The following is a 24,634-nucleotide window of genomic DNA, read 5'->3' on the forward strand; positions in this document are numbered from 1 at the left end:
TAATGAGTCTTCTCGAACGTTTAAATACTGATATGAAGCAAGCGATGAAAGAGAAAGATAAAGAAAAACTTTCTGTCATCCGTATGATAAAGTCTGCTTTGCAAAATGAAGCAATTAAGACAAAAAATGATTTGTCCGAAGACGAAGAACTTACTGTTTTGTCTCGTGAATTAAAACAACGTAAAGACTCCCTCCACGAATTTAAAAAAGCCGGTCGTGACGACTTGGCAAATAAATTACAAGCGGAAATTGTTATCGTTGAACAATACATGCCTGCTCAGCTTTCTGAAGAAGAAGTTTCTGAAATTGTTAAACAAACTATTTCAGAAGTTGGAGCTTCATCTAAAGCAGAAATGGGCAAAGTAATGGGCGCGTTAATGCCTAAAGTAAAAGGCAAAGCAGATGGAAGCTTAGTAAACAAATTAGTACAACAACATCTTTCATAAAAAAACAAAAATAGCACCTTGCAAATTTGTAAGGTGCTATTACCATTCCTATTTCTATTTTGAATCATCTGTATAAACATACAACCTCAACCTAACAAAAAAATACATACAAAATTGAAACTTAATGCTTTTCTTTGCGTATTACTTAATGGGAATGGTAATCATACTAAATAGTGTAACGTGGAGAGGAGGATTTTATGAGAAAGTATCTTCGATTAGGATCAATTATTTCTATATTATTGGGTGTTATTTTACTTATACCATCTTTGTTACCTTCTAAAACTAGTGGGGCAGAACCTGTCGTGCATGTAATCCCAGTCCATGACACAGTGGAAAAGGGATTATACAAATTTTTAGAACGAGCTATAGAAGATGCAGAAAAAAATGGCGCAGACTTAATTGTTTTAGATTTAAACACTCCAGGTGGTACTGTTGACTCTGCAAAAGAAATTGCTCGTCTATTAAATCGAACGACTACGCAAACTGTTGCATATGTAAACACTTGGGCAATTTCAGCTGGAGCATATATCGCACTTTATGCGGACAAAATATATTTTGCCCCTGGTGGTAATATGGGATCAGCCGCGGTTATCGAACAAACTGGTAATGCTGCAGACTTAAAATCACAAGCAATGTGGTTCACTGAAATGACTACAGCAGCTGAGCTTACAGGAAGAGACCCGCTATATGCACAAGCTATGACAGATCCAGAAGTTGATGCTCCGGAAGTTGGTGCACCAAAAGGAAAGTTATTAGCGCTAGGTCCTAACACAGCGTTGGAAGTAGGCTACTCAGAAGGAACAGCTGCTAACCTAGATGATCTATTAGCACAGTTAGGTTATGAAAATGCACAAATAGTTATAGCTAAAGTATCTTTTGCAGAAAACCTTGCACGCTTTATTGCTAACCCTATTGTTGCTTCTATTTTAATCTCAATTGGATCTCTTGGCTTAGTATTAGAGTTGTATTCCCCAGGCTTTGGGATTCCGGGTGCAATGGGAATCAGTGCTTTATTGCTATTCTTCTATGGTCATTTAGTTGCCGGCTTAGCTGGTATGGAAACATTGTTATTATTCCTTATAGGGATTATCCTCGTTGTTTTAGAAATATTTGTTCCAGGAGGTATACTTGGAATAATTGGTTTAGGAGCAATCATCACCAGCTTCTTCTTAGCAACAGACGATGTGGCTCAAATGGGTATTTCTTTACTTTTTGCAATGACAGTAACAGTTGTTGCAATGGTTATAATATTTAAAGTATTCGGTAAGCGTATACGAGTGTTTGACCGTCTAGTCCTTAGAGATTCAACAAATACCGAACGAGGTTACATCTCCAACGTTTCTAGAATAGAACTTGTTGGTCAAGAAGGAGTAACCCTAACTACGTTACGCCCTTCAGGTACTGCTATTTTCAATGAAGAGCGGGTAGATGTAGTGACGGAAGGTAGTTATATTGAAGCGAACAAACAAGTAAGAGTTGTGAAGGCAGAAGGGTCTCGAGTTATCGTGAGAGAGATTCATTCTTCAAAATAAATTTTTAAATAGGAAAGGTAGGCAAAATGATGAACGATCCAACTACATTAATTATTCTTTTAGCAGTAGCACTAGGTATTATCTTCTTTGCTGTATTATTAACATTTGTTCCAGTTATGCTGTGGATTTCCGCACTAGCAGCTGGCGTACGAGTAAGTATTTTCACTTTAGTAGGGATGAGATTACGTCGTGTAATTCCTAGTCGTGTAATTAATCCGTTAATTAAGGCACATAAAGCTGGTTTAGATGTAACAACAAACCAACTTGAGAGTCACTACTTAGCTGGTGGTAACGTGGACCGTGTTGTAAACGCACTAATCGCAGCACAACGCGCAAACATTGAATTAACTTTCGAACGTGCAGCAGCAATTGATCTTGCTGGTCGTGACGTATTAGAAGCGGTACAAATGTCCGTTAACCCTAAAGTAATTGAAACGCCATTCATTGCCGGTGTTGCGATGGACGGAATTGAAGTTAAAGCGAAAGCTCGTATTACGGTTCGTGCTAACATTGAACGCTTAGTTGGTGGTGCTGGTGAAGAAACAGTAGTCGCTCGTGTAGGTGAAGGTATTGTTAGTACAATCGGTTCAGCTATAGGCCATAAGAAAGTTCTTGAAAATCCAGATATGATTTCTCAAACTGTTCTTGCAAAAGGATTAGATGCTGGTACAGCATTCGAAATCTTATCCATTGATATTGCGGATATTGATATCGGTAAAAACATTGGTGCAGAATTACAAACAGACCAAGCGGAAGCAGATAAGAAAATTGCCCAAGCAAAAGCGGAAGAGCGTCGTGCTATGGCCGTTGCTCAAGAGCAAGAGATGCGTGCTCGCGTAGAAGAAATGCGCGCGAAAGTTGTGGAAGCAGAAGCAACAGTTCCACTTGCTTTGGCAGAAGCATTACGTTCTGGAAACATTGGTTTTATGGATTATATGAACATTCAAAACATTACTGCGGACACTGATATGAGAGATTCTATTGGTAACCTAACGAATAATAACTCGGAAGATAAAAAGAAATAAGTTCGACCAAATAAGGACTTCTAATTAGAAGAAGGGAGGTTCACTCCTTTTGGGAATTTTTGAAAACTTGTTATCCAACCCGATTCTCTTGTTTATAATAGTTTCTTTTCTGTTTAGTATGTTTAGGAAAAAGAACCAAGATTCAAGACAACAACAAGAGCAACAGCAGGAATATGACAATATTGATGATTATTTTGAAGAGGTTCCTGCAAAAGATGATAAGAAGCGTGAACGTGATTGGGACTTTGATGTTTTTTCAGAAAAAGTCGAAGAGTGGGAGAAAAAAGGACGAGAAACCGTATCGTCGTATATCGAACCTAAACCACAACCTAATAAACAAGACACGTTTCTATCAATGCGCGAAGATCTAAAACGCAAACAGAATGAAATGAAGAATTATGAAATCGCTGGTGATAGTCCAATTTTACAAGGTGACCTGAAAAGGTCTGAAGGTATCGTTAGTCGTGCTAGTAAAATAACTACTAAAGAAGTAGTGGACGGTGTAAAATGGGCGGAAATCCTTGGCCAACCAAGGTCGAGAAACCCATATAAGCCGATATATCAGGAAAGATTTCGAGCGAAATAATAGTTTTAAAAGAGTTGTGTCCCTGTGGATGCAGCTCTTTTTTTGTATTGGTAACATATCAGGTTAGATTGAAACACTAGTATTGTGAATTGAAACAGAACAAGCTAGAAATAAAGTAGCGGTTCAGGATTGAAACACCAAGTACAGAAATTGAAACACAACCGGGTAAAATTGAAACACAAGTCATAGAAATTGAAACACAACTAGGTAAGATTGAAACACAAGTAGTGAGGATTGAAACACAAGAGACTAGAAAAAGAGAACTGATTCAAGTTTGAAACACAACCAAGTAGAATTAAAACACAAGTTGAAACAGAACAAAGGTTATCCATCACAAATAAGTGAAAGAAAACTACTCAAATTTAAATTAATCATATTAAAGCAAACTTACCAATACCTATAACAAATTCCCCCATTAAATTTAGTGATAGAAACCCCTTTTCAAACATAAACATGAGATGAAAGGGGGTTTTTCCATGCTCAAAAAATTCCGCTCACGAATGAACAATTGGTTAACTAAAAATATGGAATTACCCGCGGACGTTATGATGGATCTGCCGCGTATAACAATGATTGGTCAAATACATATATATATTGAAAATCATAGAGGATTATTAACTTTTTCAGACACAGAATTACGTCTACTTCTCAAACAAGGACAACTACTTGTAAAAGGAGAAAATTTTGTTATTAAAACAATCTTGCCAGAAGAAATTTTACTTGAAGGGAAAATACACCAAGTTGTTTATTTATCTGAATAACAACGGAACAAATTAGGGGGATATAAGTCAATGAAGAATCAATGGACAAACTTTTTTTCAGGCTCCGTCAAAATAATTATTCACGGTAAAGGGGTAGAGCGATTTCTAAATGAATGTACCCGAAAAGGAATTTCTATTTGGACAGTCAAGAAACTTGGTAGTGAAGCATACACTTGTTATATTTTATTAAAAGATGTTCATCATCTACGTGCACTAATTAAGAAGCATGAATGCTCTTTTCGATTTTTAACTAGGAAAGGTTTTCCTTTCCTAGTGCAATACTCTATAAAAAATCTTGGCATTATCATTGGGTTAGCTCTATTTCTTGTTTCGATATTCGTTCTATCAAATATGGTCTGGAGTATTAACGTTAATGGTGCAAACCCTGAAACAGAGCACAGGATTAATCAAGAATTGACCAAGCTAGGGGTAAAACCTGGAAAACTTCAATTTTTTATTAAAGATGTGGAAAGTATTCAACGATATCTTACAGAAACAATCGAAGAAATAACATGGATTGGTGTGGAGTTAAATGGGACATCCTATCATTTCACTGTAGTAGAAAAGAACGAACCGGAAAATATTACAAAACCTAGACCCCAACATTTAGTTGCAAGAAAAAAAGCGACAATCACAAATATGTTTGTTGAAAAAGGACAACCAATGGTGGAAATTAACCAATATGTAGAACCGGGGCAAATTCTTGTCTCCGGGCTTATCGGTAGAGAAGAGAATACGAAAGCAATTGCTGCTGAGGGTATTGTTTTTGGTGAGACTTGGTATGAACAAACTGTTAACATTGAGCTAGAAGACAGACTAGGTGTTTTAACAGGCAATTCATACCATAAGCATTATGTTGCTTTTGGGAATTTACCAATTAAAGTATGGGGATTTTTTAAACCAGAGTTTACACAAATAAAAGAAGACGAAATCATTAAACCAGCTTACTTCTGGAAATGGAAATTACCAATATCTTATAGAAAGAAGTCTCTATACGAAAAGGAAAATATACAAATAATATATACGGAAGAAGAAGCGGTAGAGAGGGCGCTTGAAAAAGGGAAAGAGGATTTAAAGAAACTTTTAGAAGAAGATGCAGTGATTAAAGGTCAAAAAGTTTTGCACCAAACAGTAGAGAATGGTAAAGTAAAATTAATCATACATTACCAAGTTGTAGAAAATATAGTAAAAAAGCAGCCTATTGTTCAAGGAGACTGAGTAATGACAGAAGAATTAGTCATGATGAAACAACAAGTAGAAAATCCAAATGAAGCTATTGCGTTATTCGGGAATCAAGATGCTCATTTAAAAATATTAGAAGATGAGCTAAACGTTTCCATTGTAACGCGCGGTGAATCATTAAATGTATCCGGAGAATTAGAAAACGTTGAGTTAGTGGACAAAATAATACATCAATTAATTCAGGTAATACGAAAAGGTGTCTCGATATCAGAGAGAGATATTTTGTATATTATTCAACTTGCAAAAGAAAACAACATTGATTCCTTTTCAGAACTGTATGAAGAAGAAATTACAAAAAACTTAAAAGGTAAGCCAATCCGAGTCAAGACTCATGGTCAGCGCCAATATGTGGCTGCCATTAGAAAAAATGACCTTGTATTTGGAATTGGGCCAGCTGGTACAGGGAAGACATATTTAGCCGTAGTAATGGCAATTAGTGCTCTAAAAAATGGTCAAGTAAAGCGTATTATTTTAACAAGACCAGCAGTAGAAGCAGGCGAAAGTTTAGGTTTTTTACCTGGAGATTTAAAAGAGAAAGTAGATCCGTATCTAAGGCCATTATACGATGCGCTCCATGATGTTTTTGGTAGTGAGCATACACAACGTCTTATAGAACGTGGAGTGATAGAGATTGCTCCATTAGCGTACATGAGAGGTCGTACACTAGACGATGCATTTGTTATTTTAGATGAAGCTCAAAATACGACACAAGCTCAAATGAAAATGTTCTTAACGAGATTAGGATTTGGCTCTAAAATGGTTATTACAGGGGATGTATCCCAAGTTGACCTACCAAAAGGTGTTAAATCCGGGTTAGCGGTCGCTAAAAACATCCTATCTGGTGTGAAAGGAATTACGTTCATTACATTGGACCAATCAGACGTAGTTCGTCATCAGCTAGTTGCAAAAATTATTAATGCATACGAAACATTTGAAAAAGAATAATTGAAAATATCTAACCGATTAATTGTATTATACACCTCAGAAAAAGCCCCTTGTCTTTGGGGCTATTTAACTTTATTTCAGGGTACTTCGGAAAAGGGGGGAATAAAGATGAGCCGAAACAATAAAGAATTTTATACATACTTAAACAAATTTAGAAAGTTAAAACTTTATCCTATCGTTCTTTATTCTTTATTATCATTAGTACTATTTGCCATGATGTATAACAATGTTACACCTGAAAAAATGAACGTTAAAATAGCCGAAAGAGCCGAACAGACTATAAGAGCTCCACAAAATACAATAGATAAAGAAAAAACGGAGGCATTACGTAATGAAGCTGCGAATGCTGTAGAATCTGTTTATGAAAAAGAAACAGATAAGCCATTTATGCAAGCTGAAAAAATACAAGCCCTTTTTGAGTCAATTGTTAGTGTGCAGAACGAAGCTCTTAGATTAGAATCACAACAGCAAACAACGGTAGACGGGGAAGAACCTGCAGAACCAATAGTTGTTACAGAATCTGATAAGCTTGATATGCTAAAGGGAAAATTAAGAACAAGGCTTGGAGATGAGTGGAATAACGATTTCAAAATAGCTGATGAGGAATTGGTAGTTCTAATCAATGCGAGTACAGAGCAGCTTTCTGTCATTAGTAACGCAACGGTTACAGCAATGCATAATGCAATGCAAAAAGATATACTGACACCTACTGAGTTGGAGAGTGCTAAGACTAGTCTTGAAAGAGAGATGGGATACACGGTTGTTCCTGGGGATAGGGATAATCAAATACGCACCGTTGGAGTTAAAATTGGAACCATGAGTGTTGTTCAAAATAAATTTTTTGATTCCAAATTAACGCAAGAAAAAAGACAAGCTGCTCGTGATGCGATAGAACCTGTCGAAATAGCAGCTGGTCAAATCCTAGTCCAAAAAGGAGACACTATCACTAGAGAAATTTATCGACAATTAGAAGTGGTTGGTCTATTAAATGCTGACAGATCCTTTACGCCATATATTGGTCTTAGTTTATTAATAGGATTAATAATTTCCAGCTTGGTTTATATTTTTCATGTAAAAGATACGACCAACTTGCAAAAAAATAATAGTTATTTAACGATGTATATTCTCATCTTTACGGTAACTCTTATTTTAATGAAGGTGATCGCTTTATTTCAGCAATTCGATGGAGCAGCACAAATTGGTTTTATTGCACCAGTTGCAATGGGAGCAATGCTTGCGAAAATTTTAATAAACGAGAGAGTTGCTATCCTAACTAGTATTATATTAGGGCTTTGTGGAAGTATTATATATAATGAATTCCCTGGAACGATGAACTATACGATAGGAACTTATCTAACTGTTTCTGCTATCGCTGGAGTGTTATTTTTAAGTCAACATAACCGTAGATCAACCATCCTACAAGCGGGTCTATTTATTTCACTCATTAACATAATTACTATTGTTGCTTTGTTAGGAATAAAAAATAGCAACATATTTATGGTGAATGGCCTAATTAACTTAGGTACTAACCTTACCATGGCTATTGGTTCAGGTATTGTTGCCGCGGTTTTAACAATTGGTCTTTTACCATTCTTTGAAGTAGGATTTGGGATGTTATCAACGATGAAATTACTAGAACTTTCGAACCCGAATCATCCCCTGTTAAGAAAAATATTGATGGAGGCACCTGGTACGTATCATCATAGTGTTATGGTCGCTAACCTTTCAGAATCAGCATGTGAGTCTATTGGTGCAAATGGATTGTTAGCGAGGGTGGCGGCTTATTATCATGATGTAGGGAAAACGAAGAGGCCTGGTTATTTTATAGAAAACCAGATGGGTGGAACAAATCCACATGATAAACTTCCTCCACAAACTAGTAAGAATATCATTATCGCACATGCAACAGATGGGGCAGAAATTTTGCAAAAACATAATATACCAAAAGAAATAGTAGATATTGCAGCTGAACATCATGGGACAACTTTGTTAAAATTCTTTTATTATAAAGCGAAAGAACAGAATGAAGAACTAGATGAAAAGGAATATCGTTATCCAGGTCCAAAAGCTCAAACGAAAGAAGCTGCTATTGTAGGAACAGCTGATAGTATTGAAGCGGCAGTAAGATCATTAAATAGCCCTACACCTGAGAAAATTGAATCTATAGTTAAATCAATTATTAAAGACAGATTACAAGATGGACAATTTAGTGAATGTGATTTAACTTTTAAAGAATTAGAAATAATGACAAAATCTTTTTGTGAAACACTCTCAGGAATATTCCATTCTAGAATTGAATATCCAGATGACAAAAAGGAGAATGAAAACTAATGTTACACATCGATATGTATGATGAAACAGACTCATTAACAGAACAACAGTTAGAGGCAGTAAATGAGCTTTTAACGTTTGCTGCTACTCAAGAAAATCTACAGCCTGATGCAGAAGTATCTGTTACATTCGTATCAAATGAAAGAATTCAAGAAATAAATAAAGAATATCGCCAAAAAGATAAGCCAACGGATGTCATTTCTTTCGCATTAGAAGAAATGGGAGAAGGGGAAATAGAAATTCATTATGAAGAAGATGCTCCTTCTGTCCTTGGAGATATCATTATCTCTGTTCCTATGGCAAAGGAACAGGCAGATGATTACGGTCATAGTATAGAAAGAGAAATGGGCTTTCTAGCTATTCATGGTTTTTTACATCTTTTAGGATATGATCACGAAACAGACGAACAGGAAAAAGAAATGTTCGACAAACAAAAGGAAATCTTGGATGCCTATGGACTTAAAAGATCGTAATAAAAATTTTAGAGGCTCTTTAGCGCGAAGTTTTTTATTCGCGCTTGAAGGGCTAACTTTTGTGATAAAAAACGAAAGAAATATAAAAATACATTTAACGCTAGCTATAATAATGATTGGACTATCGTATTTGCTTCAAATAACAAAAATAGAATGGATTATTTTATTTTTGTTAATTGGTGGAATGATAGTGATAGAAATAATTAACACAGCTATCGAAAATGTTGTAGACTTATTTACGAATGAATATCATCCATTAGCAAAAATTTCTAAAGATGTCGCAGCATCGGCTGCATTAGTTTATGCTGTAATGGCATTAGTGGTAGGGGTATTTTTATACACCCCTTATTTAATAGGGTTGTTCAAATAAAAAGAAAATTTAAAATTATTAATTTTTTGTGTGAAAACGGATGATTTATTGGTTCAATTCGTGTAAAATAAATGGTGAGCATGCAAGGTTGTATGCTTGATGAAGGGAAGAGTCATGGTGAATATCGAAGCATTGATGGAAGAAGCAAAACTAGCAAGACAAATGGCATATGCACCTTATTCAAAATTTCAAGTTGGTGCAGCAATACTAACAAAAGATGGAAAAGTATTCCGAGGCTGTAATATTGAAAACGCTGCCTACAGTATGACAAACTGTGCTGAAAGAACTGCACTATTTACAGCATATGCTCAAGGAGAAAAAGAAATTGTAGCAATTGCAGTAGTTGCAGACACAGCTCGTCCTGTACCACCTTGTGGAGCTTGTCGTCAAGTTATCTCTGAGCTTTGTTCTGGAGATACAAAAGTGATTTTGACGAATTTAAAAGGTGATGTACAGGAACTAACAGTAAAAGAATTATTGCCAGGAGCATTTTCAGCGGAGGATTTACATGAATAAAAATAGTTATAAATCAGGTTTCGTTTCTATTATTGGCCGACCAAATGTAGGGAAGTCTACGTTTTTAAACAGAGTTATCGGTCAAAAAATTGCCATAATGAGCGACAAACCGCAAACAACAAGAAATAAAATTCAAGGGGTATTAACAGTAGATGATGCACAAGTTGTTTTCATTGATACACCTGGAATTCATAAACCAAAGCATAAGTTAGGCGACTTTATGATGAAAGTAGCACAAAACACATTAAAAGAAGTCGACTTAATTCTATTTATGATTAATGCAGTGGAAGGGCTAGGAAAAGGCGATGAATTCATCATCGAACGATTAAAAGAAACGAAAACTCCAGTATTTTTAGTCGTTAATAAAATTGATGAAGTACACCCTGACGAATTGCTACCACTCATTGAAAAATATAAAACATTATATCCATTCAAAGAAATAGTACCTATCTCAGCACTACAAGGTAATAACATCGAAACATTATTAACGCAAATAAAGAAAGTGTTACCGGAAGGTCCGCAATATTATCCTGCAGATCAAGTAACAGACCACCCGGAACGCTTTATTATATCTGAGTTAATTCGTGAAAAAGTGTTGCACTTAACAAGAGAAGAAGTTCCCCACTCCATTGCGGTGGCGATTGACGGGATTAAAAAGCGTGAACGCAGTGAAATGGTGGATATCCAGGCTACAATCGTTGTAGAACGCGATTCTCAAAAAGGCATTGTTATCGGAAAACAAGGGAAAGTCCTTAAAGAGGTTGGACAGAAAGCTCGAGAAGATATCGAAACATTGCTAGGATCAAAAGTATTTTTAGAACTTTGGGTAAAAGTTCAAAAAGACTGGCGCAATAAACAAAGCCAATTAAGAGACCTTGGATTTAGAGAAGACGAATATTAAAATCATAAAATGTTGTTGATTTTTGAGACTTATCCAGCTGTTGATTGTAGCGCAAGTCGTAGACTCCTGCGGGAGAAGCGGGGAGCTGGAGACTTGCGAGGAAATCTACAGCGATGTTTAAAGTATTAAAATAATTGGCGTGCAAACTTGTATAGGATATTAGACTCAGTAAAATTAGCAAAAATTATCTAACATTGTTTTAGGTAAAATCGGTCAACATAAAGGTATAGGAATTGGATAGTGTTTGCTTGTCTTTACAACAGAAAGGGTGAGGTTTTCAATGTTGGATTTTACCTGGAAAATCTTTTCAGAAACAGGTAGTATAGATACCTATCTACTTTTTAAAGAGATTGAGAAAGATCGAACTGAATTACCCGAGCAAGAGGACGAACTAGCACATAGAGACGTACCAATTTCATAATGATTTGCACAATGGATAAAGGCAATCTAATGTAGGTTGCCTTTTTTCTGTGGTAAAATATATAGAATAATTAAGTTGCGTTAATTGCGCATAATGGATGGTGTCAACGTTGTTACATAAATGTGAAGGTATTGTCATTCGAACAAATCATTATGGTGAAACGAATAAAATCGTGACACTTTACACACGAGAACAAGGAAAAGTTGGTGTAATGGCGCGTGGTGCAAAGAAACCAAGTAGCAGATTAACAGCAGTTACACAATTATTCTGTTACGGTCATTATTTATATAACAGAGGCAAAGGCCTTGGTAGCCTGCAACAAGGTGAAATTATAGATTCCATGCGTTCCATAAGAGAAGATATTTTTCTAACTGCATATAGTTCTTATATTGTTGAATTAACAGATAAAGCTACCGATGAAGGAAAACCGAATCCATATCTATTTGAGTTTTTATTATTAACTCTTCAAAACATGGAAGAAGGTGTAGACCCAGAAATATTAATGTTTATTTATGAAATGAAAATGATGTCTGTGTTAGGGATAGCACCTGAACTAAGTAAATGTACAAGTTGTGGTACGATGGAAGGTGATTTTTCGTTTTCCATTAATGAAGGTGGCTTTATTTGTCATCGTTGTGTACATAAGGATAAATATGCTAAGAAAGTAACACCTTCCACATTAAGATTATTACGGATATTTTATTTTTATGACTTGCACAAAATAGGAAATGTGTCAGTCAAAGAAGAAACAAGAGTTCAAATACGGTCTATTATTGATGAATATTACGAAACGTATTCGGGAATTTTATTAAAATCAAAAAAATTTATTAAACAAATGTCTTCTTTTCAAGATGCATTCAAGAAAGAGGATTGACATTCGCTGCAAAATAATTTAGAATCCAATTATTATTATACTTTGCTGTTACGAAGGAAAAGAGTACTTATTCTCCTCTATAAAAGCGACTCTAGAATGGTGTAAGCTAGGGATAGAGCAATAAGGAATGGCATTCTGGAGCAGTGTTCTAAAGTGGTAAAAGTACAACATGACTTTTACAAATAGGGTGGAACCGCGGGTTAACTCTCGTCCCTATGCTAATCAATAATTAGCATAGAGACGAGAGTTTTTTGTTTTATAAATCGCCAAGAAAATCTCAAAAGTTAACGTGTTTTAACCAACTTTAGTTGATGTTCGCTGCAGACGCGAGACTCCTGCGGGAGAACAGGGACATGGGAGACCCCACAGGCGCTTGCGCCGAGGAGCAGGTTTTTTCACGATAGTGAAAATAACCTTCCATTTTACCGCCCGCGGAAAGCGAGCATCTGCAGCGAGCATCAACGATTAGTTCCCTATATTTTTTCTTTATAGCAGTTAAAAAAGTGGAGGTGCCATTGAATGAACATTCAAAACATGATTTTAACTTTACAAAATCATTGGTCAGAACAAGGCTGTGTATTAATGCAAGCATACGATGTAGAAAAAGGAGCAGGAACAATGAGTCCATATACGTTTTTACGTAGTATCGGACCAGAGCCATGGAATGTAGCTTATGTAGAACCATCCAGAAGACCTGTAGATGGAAGATATGGAGAAAATCCAAATCGTCTTTATCAACATCATCAGTTCCAAGTAATCATGAAACCATCACCAGACAATATACAAGAGCTATATTTAGAGTCTTTAAAGAAACTAGGGATTGATCCATTAAAACATGATATTCGCTTCGTAGAAGATAACTGGGAAGCTCCAACGCTAGGTGCTTCAGGTTTAGGTTGGGAAGTATGGCTAGATGGAATGGAAATTACCCAGTTTACTTATTTCCAACAAGTCGGTGGACTAGAGTGTAAACCAGTTTCTGTAGAAATTACGTACGGTATTGAACGCCTAGCATCTTACATTCAAGAAAAAGATAGTGTGTTTGATTTAGAATGGACAACAGGGTTTACATACAAAGATATCTTCTTACAGCCAGAATATGAACATTCAAAATATACGTTTGAAACTTCAAACCCAGAGATGTTATTTCAACTATTTGATATTTACGAAAAAGAAGCACACGCACAAATGGATCATGGACTAGTTCACCCGGCTTATGATTTCGTTTTAAAATGTTCCCATACGTTTAACCAACTAGATGCAAGAGGAGCAATTTCGGTAACTGAGAGAACGGGGTACATTGGTAGAGTTAGAAACCTTGCTCGCAAAGTAGCCAAAACATTCTATGAAGAGAGAGAAAAACTTGGCTTCCCAATTTTAAATAAAGGGGGAAATAAAGATGACAAGTCGTGATTTATTAATTGAAATAGGATTAGAAGAAATGCCAGCTAGGTTTGTTACAAATTCTATGAATCAGCTTGAAGAAAAGATGGTTTCTTGGGCAAAAGAACACCAACTTTCATTTTCTACAATAAAAAGTTATTCTACGCCAAGAAGACTAGCAGTTATTGTTGAAAACCTAGCAGAAAAACAAGAAGATGTAACCATTGAAGCGAAAGGACCTGCTAAAAAAATTGCACTATCAGATGCAGGAGAGTGGTCTAAAGCAGCTCAAGGCTTTACAAGAGGTCAAGGGGCAAGTGTGGAAGACATCTATTTCAAAGAAATAAATGGTGTAGAGTATGCACATGTTCAAAAGCATGTAAAAGGAAAGAATACACCAGAATTAATTCAACTTTTAGAAGAAGTGATAACTGGTTTGCATTTCCCTAAAAACATGCGCTGGGGTTCGGAAGACCTTCGCTATGTAAGACCAATTAAATGGTTAACAGTTTTGTTTGGAGAAGAAGTAGTACCACTAGAAATTGCAAAAGTTCCATCTAGTAATACGTCTATAGGTCACCGTTTCCTAGGAAATAAAGTGGAGATCCTTCATCCAGAATTTTATGCGAAAACGTTGTTAGGTGAGTATGTAATAGTTGATGCGTTGGAACGAAAAGAAGCTATTAAACAACAACTTCAAACAATTGCTGAAGAAAACAACTGGGATATTCCTGTTGACGAAGATTTATTAGAAGAAGTTAACAATTTAGTAGAATACCCAACTGCATTATACGGAAAATACGATGAAAGCTTTTTATCATTACCAGAAGAAGTTTTAATAACATCGATGAAAGAACATCAACGATACTTCCCAGTGAAAAATAAGGAAGGGAAATTACTTCCATTCTTCATCACAGTTCGTAACGGTAATCATGAACACTTAGACATTGTTGCAAAAGGAAATGAAAAAGTGTTAAGTGCTAGACTTTCTGATGCTGCCTTTTTCTTTAAGGAAGATGAAAAACTTGTTATTGCTGATGCGGTTGCAAAGTTAGATAAAGTTGTATTCCATGAAGAAATAGGAACAACTGGAGAAAAAGTGAAGCGTGTTCGAGGATTTGCAACTCATATTGCAAACGTTCTCGAAATGGATTCCTACACAAAAGAACAAGTTGTCAGAGCAGGGGAAATATATAAATTCGATTTAATATCTCAAATGGTGTATGAATTCCCAGAATTACAAGGTTTAATGGGTGAACGCTATGCATTAGAAAAAGGGGAAACAAAAGAGGTAGCAGCAGCTATAAATGAGCATTACATGCCTCGTTCTGCTGAAGATGCTACACCACCATCCGATGTAGGAGCTATATTAAGTGTCGCAGAAAAGCTAGATACCATTGTAAGTTTCTTTGCAATAGGAGTAATACCAACTGGATCACAAGACCCGTATGCTTTAAGACGTCAAGCTGCAGGAGTTGTACAAACGATTATTAATAAAGAGTGGTCCATTTCGTTACACGAATTATTTACTAATTTAATCAACACGTATGAATCAATCGGAATACTTAAGCGTGATCCTGAAGAAGTTTTAAGTGATGTAGAATCTTTCTTCCGTATGCGATTAAAGAATATACTGAGTGAAGATAATATTTCATATGATATAGTGGATGCAGCTCTAGATTTACCTTTAGTTAACTTATCTTCCGTTATCTCTAAAGCTCATATATTAAATAACAACAAGAAAAATAATGACTTTAAGTCCATTGTCGAATCATTAAGCCGTGTATTAAACATAGCAAAAAAAGCAGAAAACAGTCTGTTAAATGTGGAATTAATAAAAGAAGAAGCAGAAAAATCGCTATATGAGACTTATCTAGAAACAAAAGAAAAAGTATATCATTCTCTTACAGAGCAAAATTATTTACATGCTTTCGATGCACTAGCTTCTATGCAACATGAGATAGACAATTATTTTGACAATACAATGGTTATGGCCGATGACGAATTAATTAAACTAAATAGACTTGCTCAAATGAAGCTGTTAGCAGATGTGATTAAAACATTTGGTGACTGGAATAAAATCCTAGTTAAATAAACGACAAACACTTGGCATTATGTTGTTCGTAACTTAAGAGAAAAAGTTATAGAAATAGGAAAAGGCTGACTTTTGGAAGAATTTTCGTCAGCCTCTTTCCAATTCTGCGTTTTATCAGTATAATTAGTATATATTATTTTTTATTAAGTATGACATATTTACTTGTGACTAGCTCCTTGTTGTTACATATTTCAACAAGTGAATAATGGATATATTGTCTAGGTGGTGAGTGAAAATAGAACTCAATAAACGGCAAGAACATATTTTGCAAATTGTAAAAGAGAACGGGCCAATCACTGGTGAAGCAATTGCGGAACAATTAAATTTAACTAGGGCTACATTACGACCGGATTTAGCTATTTTAACTATGGCAGGTTATTTAGATGCTCGTCCTCGTGTAGGCTATTTTTATACAGGAAAAACTGGTTCACAATTATTAAGTGATCGAATAAAAAAAATCCAAGTAAACGACCATCAATCGATTCCGGTTGTAGTAAATGAAAGTGTCTCCGTGTACGATGCTATTTGTACGATGTTTTTAGAAGATGTAGGAACCTTATTTGTAGTGGATAAATCTTCTATCCTAGTTGGTGTTCTATCAAGAAAAGATTTACTACGTGCGAGTTTAGGGAAACAAGAGCTAACGACGATACCAGTAAATATTATTATGACGAGAATGCCGAACGTAACATATTGTTTTAGAGAAGACTTAATTATTGATATTGCAAAAAAACTAATTGAAAAACAAATAGATGCACTTCCAGTCGTAAAAGAAACGGAAAAGGGCTATGAAGTTGTCGGTAGAATTACGAAAACGAACATTACGAAAATGCTTGTAGCTTTATCAAATGACGAGATTATTTAATGGGATTGGAGGAGTACAATGAATAAACGCACCATCTATGTAGTTTCTGACTCTGTTGGAGAAACAGCAGAATTATCTGTTAAAGCGGCAATAAGCCAATTTAGTGGTGAAGAGTTTTCTCTAAAACGAGTTCCATATGCAGAAGACTTAAATACAATTAATGAAGTGGTAAGTTTAGCCAAGTTAAATCAAGGAATCATTGCCTTCACATTAGTAGTACCTGAAATGAGACAATATTTAATTAGTACAGCTGCACATGAACAAGTACCTGTATACGATATTATCGGCCCTCTCATTGAGTTAATGGAAACAGAATATAATGTGAAGCCAAGTTATCAACCTGGCCTTGTAAGGAAATTAGACGAAGATTATTTCAAAAAAATCGAAGCGGTTGAATTCGCTGTAAAATATGATGATGGCCGAGACCCACGTGGTATTCTTAAGGCGGACATTGTATTGATTGGTGTATCCCGTACGTCCAAAACTCCTTTATCACAATACTTAGCACATAAACGCCTAAAAGTTGCAAATGTACCGATTGTTCCAGAAGTAGACCCTCCTGACGAACTATTCAAGGTTGCTAAAACGAAATGTATCGGTTTGAAAATAAGTCCAGAAAAACTAAACGACATCCGACGTGAACGTTTAAAAGCACTAGGTTTAAACGATCAAGCTTCCTATGCAAATATGGAACGCATCAAAGAAGAACTAAATTACTTTGATAACCTAGTAAATAAGCTAGGCTGTGAAGTTATTGACGTAACAAACAAAGCAGTAGAAGAAACAGCAAATATTATTTATAATCTTTATCAAAAAAAGAATGGATAAATGTTTCTATGAAAGAGCGCCAAAACTGTGTGCTCTTTTTTCTTTTGTAATATTTGAGTTTAAAAATCATTTTCAACAAAAAAATAGTAGTCAATTTAAAAAGTTTGTATTATAATAAAAAATTGTGATAAAAAAATACATTCGCACGTTTAGACTTTGCAATAAAGGAATAAACTAAAACTATCTGTAAGTCAAGGTTCAGAAAGTAAAATCGTTCGACAAACGAAAAAAACATATCGAAAAAAGAAGGTTTTTGGGAAGGGATGTAGAATCAAACAAACATGCAATTAAAAACATCTCCCATTATCTTAGTAGATGCAGACGCATGCCCAGTAAAGGAAGAAATAAGTCTTCTAGGTAATGCATATAATGTAGAAGTTTACTTTGTTGCTTCCTATTCTCATGTATGTAATAAAGATTTAAATGGTTCTTTGATTTACGTAGATGAAGGAAAGGAGTCAGCAAATCTTTACATATTAAATAAGGCAAAAGTAAAGATGTAGTTGTAACGCAAGATCTTGGATTAGCCAGCATGTTGGTAAATCGAAAAGTTTATGTTCTTTCTCCTCGTGGAATTGTTTATACAGAAGGAGATATGGACCAGCGTCTATTTATGAGACACGTATCAGCGAAAGAACGTCGTAAAAGTGTATATAGCAAAGGGCCAAAACCTTTTACTGATGAAGATAGACAGCAATTTAAGAACAAACTTCAAGAAAATTTGTCGAATCTTGCAGGAATTCGTTGATAAATAAAGAAATAGTATACTATGGAGTGTCATTATGAGTAGAATTCCTGAACAAGCAATTGAACAAATTCGCCAATCTACTGACATTGTTGATGTAGTCGGAGAATATGTACAATTAAAGAAACAAGGAAAAAATTACTTCGGACTTTGCCCTTTTCACGGAGAGTCGACACCTTCTTTTTCTGTTTCGCCAGATAAGCAAATATATCATTGTTTCGGTTGTGGAGCGGGTGGCAATGCCTTTAACTTTGTGATGGAAATAGAAGGCGTTAGTTTTGTCGAAGCAGCAGAAAAGTTAGCAAAACTTTCTAACACTGAAATTGAACTGCCTGACTTACCAAAAAATGAAGCTTCTGAAGAAAATTCAGAAACAAAAAAAATGATTGGAGCACATACGCTTCTCCAAAAATTTTATCATCATTTACTGCTAAATACAAAAGAAGGTCAAGAGGCATATGACTATTTAACCGCAAGAGGATTTACAGATGATGTGATGAAAAGGTTTGGTATTGGATATTCTCTCAATTCGTGGGATTTTGCCAGAAAGTTTTTAACAAAACGTGGCTACAAGGAGAATTTGCTTGAGCGAGCAGGCTTAATCATTGAAAAAGAGGACAGTTTAGAGTATTTCGATCGATTTAGGGACCGAGTTATGTTTCCTATACACGATTTGAAAGGAAATATCATTGGTTTCTCTGGCCGTATTTTAGGGGAAGGAAAACCAAAATATTTAAATTCACCAGAAACACCAATTTTTATTAAAAGCCAAGTGCTATATAACTTTCACCAAGCACGACCACATATAAGAAAACAGCAACAAGTAATTTTATTTGAAGGTTTCGCGGATGTAATTGCTGCAGACGGAGCGGGTTTCCCTCAATCTATTGCAACGATGGGAACGTCTCTAACTGAGGATCAAGCAAGGATCATTCGTAGAAATGTGGAAAGTGTTGTTATTTGCTATGATGGAGATAATGCTGGAGTGGAAGCGGCTTACCGTGCTGCAAACCTTTTATTGGAACATGGATGTTCAATACGAATAGCAATGATTCCCGATAAAATGGACCCTGATGACTACATTAAAAACAAAGGAACGGAATCGTTTAAGCACGATGTAATAGGGGCAAGTTTAACATTCTCAGCATTTAAGCTTAGATATTTAAGGCGAGGCCGAAACTTAAATAATGAAGGAGAAAAAATTCGTTATATTGAGGATGCCTTAAAAGAAATAAGCACGCTAACAAAAGCGGTAGAGCGGGACCATTATTTAAGACAAATGGCAGACGAATTTTCCATTTCTTTAGATGCATTAAAGCAACAACAATTTCAAATATACAAAACAATTGCAAGAAAAAAGGATTATAACGAACAAAATAGAAATACTACTATACGTAATCAAAAGAGTATTTTATCCAAAAAGTTACTTCCGGCTTACCTGAATGCAGAACGATTTTTATTAGCACATATGTTAAAAGATCGTGATATATCAGATAAAGTTCAACACGCTATAAAAGGTTCATTTAACTTAGATGAACATAAAGCCATTGCTACGTATATATATGGTTTTTATGAAGAAGGAAATGATCCAAATATTAGCGTTTTGTTGGAAAAAATGGATGATCATCAGCTGAAAAGCTTAGTATCTGAGCTAGCAATGTTAACGCTTGAAGATGAAGTGAGTGACATTGTTTTAAACGATTATATGAAACAGGTGTTGAATTACCCAAAGTTGTTAACAATAAAAGAAAAAGAAAAAGAAAAGCAACATGCAGAACAAAATAAAGATTATTTAAAAGCAGCACAAATAGCGATGGAAATTATTCAGATGAATAAAGCATTAAAACAATAAATTGCCTCTTATCGCGTTTCAATGTTGGAAGGAGGGACTGTGATGGCAGAAAAGTCAGCACACTCAAAAGATTTGGAAACGGAATTAACGTTTGAACAAGTAAAAGAACAACTAACTGAAGCGGGTAAAAAACAAGGATCGTTAACATACGAAGAGATTGCCGAGCGTATGTCAGGATTCGAAATTGAATCTGACCAAATGGATGAATATTATGAGTCCTTAGCAGAACAAGGTATTGAAATTATTGGTGAGGCAGATAGTACAACTGATAATCTTAATATAAAAAAAGCTAAGGAAGAAGAATTCGATTTAAACGACCTTTCAGTACCACCTGGGGTGAAGATAAATGACCCTGTTCGAATGTACCTAAAAGAAATCGGTCGAGTAGACTTATTATCCGCAGAAGAGGAAATTAGCTTAGCCAATAGAATTGAAGCTGGTGATGAAGAAGCTAAGCGCCGTTTAGCGGAAGCAAACCTTCGTCTTGTTGTTAGTATTGCAAAAAGATATGTAGGACGTGGTATGTTATTCCTTGATTTAATTCAAGAAGGTAACATGGGACTAATTAAAGCGGTTGAGAAATTCGATTACCGTAAAGGATTTAAATTCTCAACATATGCAACTTGGTGGATTCGTCAAGCAATAACTCGTGCTATTGCGGACCAAGCTAGAACGATTCGTATCCCTGTTCATATGGTTGAAACAATTAACAAACTTATAAGAGTCCAACGTCAGCTTTTACAAGACTTAGGTCGTGAGCCATCTCCTGAAGAAATAGCAGAAGATATGGATTTAACTCCGGAAAAAGTACGTGAAATATTAAAGATTGCACAAGAACCTGTTTCATTAGAAACACCGATTGGTGAAGAAGACGATTCCCATTTAGGTGACTTTATTGAAGACCAAGATGCTACGTCTCCATCCGATCACGCTGCCTATGAGTTGTTAAAAGAGCAGCTAGAAGATGTTCTTGATACATTAACTGATCGAGAAGAAAATGTTTTAAGACTGCGCTTTGGATTAGACGATGGACGTACTCGCACGCTTGAAGAAGTTGGTAAAGTGTTTGGCGTTACTAGAGAGCGTATTCGTCAAATTGAAGCAAAAGCACTTCGTAAGTTAAGACATCCAAGCCGTAGTAAACGACTAAAAGACTTTTTAGAATAAACCTTTACAAGAAATAGTTTACTTTTTAAACTAAAAGTAAGCTATTTTTTTTGTTAAAAGAAACAGTATGAATTTTCAGTTATTTTATCATGAGGTGAGGACATGAACAAACAACGAAAAGAGATAATAATAAAAGAAATCACCTATTGGAAAAAAAGTAAGCTACTACCTGGACACTATTGCGATTATTTACTTGCGTTATATTCAGAAGGTGAAGATACTTCTAAATCAGAAAGCGCTAATAACAAAAGAGGTTTTATGAGATTAATGATCGCATATTCTGTGCCTGTATTTGTGCCAATAATGTTTCTTGTCACTTATTTTACTGAATTGTCTGTTGAATTGCAAATGCTCCTTTTAATAATATTTACCTTGTTGTCTTCCATAGCATACTTCATGTTTAGGAAAGAAAAGCAATACATACACATTCCGGTAATAGTAATTGCTATTTTATTATTATACTGGAATATAATGTTACTGAATTATTTCCATTTTACAGGAAACAGTTATTTTATTGCAATATTTATTCATGCAAGTTGTTGGTTGTTAGTTGGATGGAAAATGAAATGGCATTATTTTAGTGTAGCTGCAATTATTTCTTATTTATCTTTAATAGCAATAATGATACTAGTATAATTTCAGAAATTTTTATGATTTTTAAATGTTGAGAAAATTCCCTTACTTCTATTATAATACATTTGAAAGCGTATACAAGAAGTTTTACATTTTAGGGGGGACTTTCATGAACTTCGACTTAACAACTGAACAATCCATGATTAAAAAAACGATCCGTGAATTTTCAGAGGAAATGGTAGCACCTGGAGCTTTAGAACGCGATAAAACTAAAGAATTTCCTGTTGATATATTTAAATCTTTAGGCGATTTAGGGATGATGGGATTACCGTTTCCAGAGGAATATGGTGGAGCAGGAGCAGATACTGTAAGTTTTGCAATTGTAGTAGAGGAATTAAGTAGGGCTTGTGGTTCTACAGGTATCACTTATTCCGCACACGTTTCATTAGGTGGAGCGCCAATTAATATGTTTGGTACAAAAGAGCAAAAGGAAAAATATTTAACTCCTATTTGTACTGGTGAGTCGTTAGGAGCATTTGGCTTAACAGAACCTAATGCTGGTTCAGATGCAGGTGGCACTCAAACAACTGCTATAGAAGATGGAAGCGATTATATTATCAACGGAAATAAATGCTTTATTACGAATGCTTCTTATGCGAAGCACCTTGCACTAACTGCAATTACGGGCCGTGAAGGAAACAATAAGGAGATCACTGCAATTATTGTACCTACAGATGCACCAGGCTTTGAAATTGTCGATAATTATGAAAAGATGGGTTTAAACGCTTCTAATACAACAGAATTAGTGTTAGAAGATGTTAGAGTACCTCAAGAGAACATACTAGGAAAACGTGGAGAAGGCTTTAAACAGTTTTTAGTTACGCTTGATGGTGGACGTATTGGTATTGGTGCAATGGCTGTAGGGATTGCACAAGCAGCTTTTGAGCGAGCGCTCGCTTATTCAAAAGAAAGAAAACAATTTGGTCGCTCAATATCAAGCTTCCAAGTAAATCAATTCAAACTAGCTGATATGGCAATGAAATTAGAATTAGCTAGAACAATGGTTTACAAAGCAGCTTGGTTGAAAGACCAAGGGAGACCGTATTCAAAAGAGGCTTCCATGTGTAAGCTATACGCTTCGGAAGTTTGTATGGAAATTGCCGACCAAGCAGTACAGTTACATGGTGGTTATGGATATATGAAAGATTACCATGTAGAACGTTATATGCGTGATGGTAAGCTTTTAGAAATCGGAGAAGGAACTTCAGAAGTACAAAGAATGGTAATTGCTAGACATCTTGGCTGTTAATTTATATATTGTTTTTGAAAGACTTCATGTAACAATGAAGTCTTTTTTGTGTCTAATATGTGAATAAATTGGGCAAGGTAACAAATAGGTCTTTTCCTATTGTAAAATATAAAGTAAAATAGAAATTGCTTGTATAAGTTTAGGCTCGTACATAAGGAGGTAAAATAGCATGAATCGAAATCCGCTAATTCCTTTTGCATTTATTGCAGTGTTAGGTTTAGGACTAATGTTCTTATTTTCTTTCGTTGGATTAAACCAAGCTAAAAATATGGCTGATGGTGATGCTGGTGGATCAGTTGAACTTTTATCAGGTGAAGAGCTTTACCAAAGGTCATGTATTGGTTGTCATGGTAACGAATTACAAGGTGTAGCAGGTCCAGGCCTACTTAACCTTAATTTAACGGAAGAACAAATTAAAGACGTTATCGTAAATGGTCAAGGAACAATGCCAGGAAACCTAGCATCACCGGAAGAAGCAGCTGTATTAGCTGAATGGCTTACAAACTACGGCCAAGAAGGCGACGCTGAATAATTCTATTTAAGAGTTGAAAAAGTCCTTTACACTTCGTGTAATGGACTTTTTTTCATAATACGTTTACTTTCAATTCAGATATAATGCATTATTGGCATTCCACCCCTTTTTGAACTATAATTTTCCTATACTTAAATTAATGATTGTGGTGAATAATTTGAACGAGTTAAGACTATCAAAAAGATTAGAAACAGTTGCACATTACATTCCTGAAGGATACACACTTGCTGATATAGGTTCTGACCATGCTTACTTACCGTGTTATGCCTATTTAAATGGTATCATTCCAAGTGGCATAGCAGGAGAAGTAGTAGAAGGACCTTTTCAATCTGCTAAAGAACAGGTTCAAAAAACGAGCTTACAAGCTGTTATTGATGTTAGAAAAGGGGATGGACTGGAAGTTATTTCCCCTGGTGAAGTAGATTGTATAACGATTGCTGGTATGGGTGGAACGCTTATTCAATCTATTTTAGAATCTGGGAAAGACAAATTAACTGGTGTAAAGAGATTAATCTTACAACCCAATATCGGTGCCATAAAAATTCGTGAATGGCTACTTCAAAATGGATGGGAGCTTACACAAGAATCCATTCTAGAAGAAGATGGTAGAATATACGAAGTGTTAGTAGCAGAACCAGGCAACCCATCAGCACCATATACCGAAAATAAGCAGGCTGGTTTATTAGTAGGTCCATTTTTACTAGAAGAGAAGAATGAAACATTTAGAAAAAAATGGACACATGAATTGTCTCATTGGCAAAAAATATTTTCCCAAATTGAAAATGCTCCAATAACGGAAGATAACGTACAAAAAATAAAAGAATTACAAGAAAAAATAAATATTGTACAGGAGGTGCTCTAA

Annotated in this window: 26 protein-coding genes; all 26 read left to right on the forward strand. The window is 35.4% G+C overall.

The window, feature by feature from the left end; translation table 11 throughout:
* The first annotated feature begins 2 nt into the window (after window positions 1–2).
* Window positions 3–446, forward strand: a complete 444-nt coding sequence (locus CDZ92_RS02290) for a GatB/YqeY domain-containing protein (RefSeq protein WP_096153343.1) — start codon at window positions 3–5, stop codon at window positions 444–446.
* A gap of 197 nt (window positions 447–643) precedes the next feature.
* Window positions 644–1,978, forward strand: coding sequence for an NfeD family protein (locus CDZ92_RS02295; RefSeq protein ID WP_096153344.1), 1,335 nt, complete (start codon window positions 644–646; stop codon window positions 1,976–1,978).
* 29 nt (window positions 1,979–2,007) lie between these two features.
* Complete coding sequence (gene floA, locus CDZ92_RS02300) at window positions 2,008–3,003, forward strand: flotillin-like protein FloA (protein WP_096153345.1); 996 nt, start codon at window positions 2,008–2,010, stop codon at window positions 3,001–3,003.
* A 49-nt stretch (window positions 3,004–3,052) separates the two neighbouring features.
* On the forward strand, window positions 3,053–3,589 hold the full coding sequence (locus tag CDZ92_RS02305) for a hypothetical protein (protein WP_096153346.1): 537 nt from the start codon (window positions 3,053–3,055) through the stop codon (window positions 3,587–3,589).
* Window positions 3,590–4,065: 476 nt separating this feature from the next.
* Window positions 4,066–4,350, forward strand: coding sequence for a sporulation protein YqfC (gene yqfC / locus CDZ92_RS02310; RefSeq protein WP_096153347.1), 285 nt, complete (start codon window positions 4,066–4,068; stop codon window positions 4,348–4,350).
* Window positions 4,351–4,380: 30 nt separating this feature from the next.
* A complete protein-coding gene (gene yqfD / locus CDZ92_RS02315) occupies window positions 4,381–5,568 on the forward strand; it encodes a sporulation protein YqfD (protein ID WP_096153348.1) in 1,188 nt (395 codons plus the stop codon).
* 3 nt (window positions 5,569–5,571) lie between these two features.
* Window positions 5,572–6,537 carry a PhoH family protein gene (locus CDZ92_RS02320; protein WP_096153349.1) on the forward strand — a complete coding sequence of 322 codons (966 nt, stop codon included), beginning with the start codon at window positions 5,572–5,574 and terminating at the stop codon, window positions 6,535–6,537.
* 108 nt (window positions 6,538–6,645) lie between these two features.
* A complete protein-coding gene (locus tag CDZ92_RS02325) occupies window positions 6,646–8,868 on the forward strand; it encodes an HD family phosphohydrolase (protein WP_227521571.1) in 2,223 nt (740 codons plus the stop codon).
* Window positions 8,868–9,341 (forward strand): rRNA maturation RNase YbeY, encoded by a 474-nt coding sequence (gene ybeY, locus CDZ92_RS02330; RefSeq protein ID WP_096153350.1) that lies wholly within the window; start codon window positions 8,868–8,870, stop codon window positions 9,339–9,341. The genes CDZ92_RS02325 and ybeY overlap by 1 nt, the downstream gene beginning before the upstream one ends.
* Entirely contained in the window at window positions 9,322–9,711 is a 390-nt protein-coding gene (locus CDZ92_RS02335) for a diacylglycerol kinase family protein (protein WP_227521572.1), read from the forward strand. Before ybeY ends, CDZ92_RS02335 begins: the two co-directional genes overlap by 20 nt.
* A gap of 114 nt (window positions 9,712–9,825) precedes the next feature.
* Window positions 9,826–10,227 (forward strand): cytidine deaminase, encoded by a 402-nt coding sequence (locus tag CDZ92_RS02340; RefSeq protein ID WP_406564876.1) that lies wholly within the window; start codon window positions 9,826–9,828, stop codon window positions 10,225–10,227.
* Window positions 10,220–11,128, forward strand: coding sequence for a GTPase Era (era, locus tag CDZ92_RS02345; protein WP_096153353.1), 909 nt, complete (start codon window positions 10,220–10,222; stop codon window positions 11,126–11,128). Before CDZ92_RS02340 ends, era begins: the two co-directional genes overlap by 8 nt.
* 280 nt (window positions 11,129–11,408) lie before the next feature.
* Window positions 11,409–11,549, forward strand: a complete 141-nt coding sequence (locus CDZ92_RS02350; protein ID WP_096153354.1) for a YqzL family protein — start codon at window positions 11,409–11,411, stop codon at window positions 11,547–11,549.
* A 109-nt stretch (window positions 11,550–11,658) separates the two neighbouring features.
* Complete coding sequence (recO, locus tag CDZ92_RS02355) at window positions 11,659–12,423, forward strand: DNA repair protein RecO (protein ID WP_096153355.1); 765 nt, start codon at window positions 11,659–11,661, stop codon at window positions 12,421–12,423.
* 519 nt (window positions 12,424–12,942) lie between these two features.
* Complete coding sequence (glyQ, locus tag CDZ92_RS02360) at window positions 12,943–13,836, forward strand: glycine--tRNA ligase subunit alpha (protein WP_096153356.1); 894 nt, start codon at window positions 12,943–12,945, stop codon at window positions 13,834–13,836.
* Entirely contained in the window at window positions 13,823–15,901 is a 2,079-nt protein-coding gene (glyS, locus tag CDZ92_RS02365; protein WP_096153357.1) for a glycine--tRNA ligase subunit beta, read from the forward strand. The genes glyQ and glyS overlap by 14 nt, the downstream gene beginning before the upstream one ends.
* Window positions 15,902–16,130: 229 nt before the next feature.
* Window positions 16,131–16,766: a helix-turn-helix transcriptional regulator gene (locus CDZ92_RS02370; RefSeq protein WP_096153358.1), complete on the forward strand. Its 636-nt coding sequence runs from the start codon at window positions 16,131–16,133 to the stop codon at window positions 16,764–16,766.
* An 18-nt stretch (window positions 16,767–16,784) separates the two neighbouring features.
* On the forward strand, window positions 16,785–17,594 hold the full coding sequence (locus CDZ92_RS02375) for a pyruvate, water dikinase regulatory protein (RefSeq protein WP_096153359.1): 810 nt from the start codon (window positions 16,785–16,787) through the stop codon (window positions 17,592–17,594).
* A 281-nt stretch (window positions 17,595–17,875) separates the two neighbouring features.
* Window positions 17,876–18,097 carry a hypothetical protein gene (locus CDZ92_RS20565; RefSeq protein WP_406564877.1) on the forward strand — a complete coding sequence of 74 codons (222 nt, stop codon included), beginning with the start codon at window positions 17,876–17,878 and terminating at the stop codon, window positions 18,095–18,097.
* A 29-nt stretch (window positions 18,098–18,126) separates the two neighbouring features.
* Window positions 18,127–18,342 (forward strand): DUF188 domain-containing protein, encoded by a 216-nt coding sequence (locus CDZ92_RS20570; protein WP_406564878.1) that lies wholly within the window; start codon window positions 18,127–18,129, stop codon window positions 18,340–18,342.
* A 31-nt stretch (window positions 18,343–18,373) separates the two neighbouring features.
* Window positions 18,374–20,191 (forward strand): DNA primase, encoded by a 1,818-nt coding sequence (gene dnaG, locus CDZ92_RS02385; protein ID WP_096153360.1) that lies wholly within the window; start codon window positions 18,374–18,376, stop codon window positions 20,189–20,191.
* Between the two features lie 42 nt (window positions 20,192–20,233).
* On the forward strand, window positions 20,234–21,358 hold the full coding sequence (gene rpoD, locus CDZ92_RS02390) for an RNA polymerase sigma factor RpoD (RefSeq protein WP_096153361.1): 1,125 nt from the start codon (window positions 20,234–20,236) through the stop codon (window positions 21,356–21,358).
* 102 nt (window positions 21,359–21,460) lie between these two features.
* Window positions 21,461–21,994 carry a hypothetical protein gene (locus CDZ92_RS02395; protein WP_096153362.1) on the forward strand — a complete coding sequence of 178 codons (534 nt, stop codon included), beginning with the start codon at window positions 21,461–21,463 and terminating at the stop codon, window positions 21,992–21,994.
* A gap of 106 nt (window positions 21,995–22,100) precedes the next feature.
* Window positions 22,101–23,240, forward strand: a complete 1,140-nt coding sequence (locus CDZ92_RS02400; RefSeq protein ID WP_096153363.1) for an acyl-CoA dehydrogenase — start codon at window positions 22,101–22,103, stop codon at window positions 23,238–23,240.
* A gap of 169 nt (window positions 23,241–23,409) precedes the next feature.
* Window positions 23,410–23,772 (forward strand): cytochrome c550, encoded by a 363-nt coding sequence (gene cccA / locus CDZ92_RS02405; protein ID WP_096153364.1) that lies wholly within the window; start codon window positions 23,410–23,412, stop codon window positions 23,770–23,772.
* A gap of 157 nt (window positions 23,773–23,929) precedes the next feature.
* Complete coding sequence (locus CDZ92_RS02410; protein ID WP_096153365.1) at window positions 23,930–24,634, forward strand: tRNA (adenine(22)-N(1))-methyltransferase; 705 nt, start codon at window positions 23,930–23,932, stop codon at window positions 24,632–24,634.

The organism is Bacillus sp. FJAT-45066 (genome assembly GCF_002335755.1).
GTDB lineage: Bacteria > Bacillota > Bacilli > Bacillales > Bacillaceae_I > Bacillus_CD > Bacillus_CD alkalisoli.

What these genes read in the sequence shown, in the direction of transcription:
- CDZ92_RS02295 (WP_096153344.1), top strand. Translation starts at nt 644, where the DNA reads ATGAGAAAGTATCTTCGATTAGGATCAATTATTTCTATATTATTGGGT.
- cccA (WP_096153364.1), top strand. Translation starts at nt 23,410, where the DNA reads ATGAATCGAAATCCGCTAATTCCTTTTGCATTTATTGCAGTGTTAGGT.
- CDZ92_RS20565 (WP_406564877.1), top strand. Translation starts at nt 17,876, where the DNA reads ATGCAATTAAAAACATCTCCCATTATCTTAGTAGATGCAGACGCATGC.
- glyQ (WP_096153356.1), top strand. Translation starts at nt 12,943, where the DNA reads ATGAACATTCAAAACATGATTTTAACTTTACAAAATCATTGGTCAGAA.
- era (WP_096153353.1), top strand. Translation starts at nt 10,220, where the DNA reads ATGAATAAAAATAGTTATAAATCAGGTTTCGTTTCTATTATTGGCCGA.
- glyS (WP_096153357.1), top strand. Translation starts at nt 13,823, where the DNA reads ATGACAAGTCGTGATTTATTAATTGAAATAGGATTAGAAGAAATGCCA.
- floA (WP_096153345.1), top strand. Translation starts at nt 2,008, where the DNA reads ATGAACGATCCAACTACATTAATTATTCTTTTAGCAGTAGCACTAGGT.
- CDZ92_RS02400 (WP_096153363.1), top strand. Translation starts at nt 22,101, where the DNA reads ATGAACTTCGACTTAACAACTGAACAATCCATGATTAAAAAAACGATC.
- CDZ92_RS02325 (WP_227521571.1), top strand. Translation starts at nt 6,646, where the DNA reads ATGAGCCGAAACAATAAAGAATTTTATACATACTTAAACAAATTTAGA.
- CDZ92_RS02350 (WP_096153354.1), top strand. Translation starts at nt 11,409, where the DNA reads ATGTTGGATTTTACCTGGAAAATCTTTTCAGAAACAGGTAGTATAGAT.
- CDZ92_RS02290 (WP_096153343.1), top strand. Translation starts at nt 3, where the DNA reads ATGAGTCTTCTCGAACGTTTAAATACTGATATGAAGCAAGCGATGAAA.
- ybeY (WP_096153350.1), top strand. Translation starts at nt 8,868, where the DNA reads ATGTTACACATCGATATGTATGATGAAACAGACTCATTAACAGAACAA.
- yqfD (WP_096153348.1), top strand. Translation starts at nt 4,381, where the DNA reads ATGAAGAATCAATGGACAAACTTTTTTTCAGGCTCCGTCAAAATAATT.
- CDZ92_RS02395 (WP_096153362.1), top strand. Translation starts at nt 21,461, where the DNA reads ATGAACAAACAACGAAAAGAGATAATAATAAAAGAAATCACCTATTGG.
- yqfC (WP_096153347.1), top strand. Translation starts at nt 4,066, where the DNA reads ATGCTCAAAAAATTCCGCTCACGAATGAACAATTGGTTAACTAAAAAT.
- CDZ92_RS02340 (WP_406564876.1), top strand. Translation starts at nt 9,826, where the DNA reads ATGGTGAATATCGAAGCATTGATGGAAGAAGCAAAACTAGCAAGACAA.
- CDZ92_RS02335 (WP_227521572.1), top strand. Translation starts at nt 9,322, where the DNA reads ATGGACTTAAAAGATCGTAATAAAAATTTTAGAGGCTCTTTAGCGCGA.
- rpoD (WP_096153361.1), top strand. Translation starts at nt 20,234, where the DNA reads ATGGCAGAAAAGTCAGCACACTCAAAAGATTTGGAAACGGAATTAACG.
- CDZ92_RS02320 (WP_096153349.1), top strand. Translation starts at nt 5,572, where the DNA reads ATGACAGAAGAATTAGTCATGATGAAACAACAAGTAGAAAATCCAAAT.
- CDZ92_RS20570 (WP_406564878.1), top strand. Translation starts at nt 18,127, where the DNA reads ATGTTGGTAAATCGAAAAGTTTATGTTCTTTCTCCTCGTGGAATTGTT.
- CDZ92_RS02375 (WP_096153359.1), top strand. Translation starts at nt 16,785, where the DNA reads ATGAATAAACGCACCATCTATGTAGTTTCTGACTCTGTTGGAGAAACA.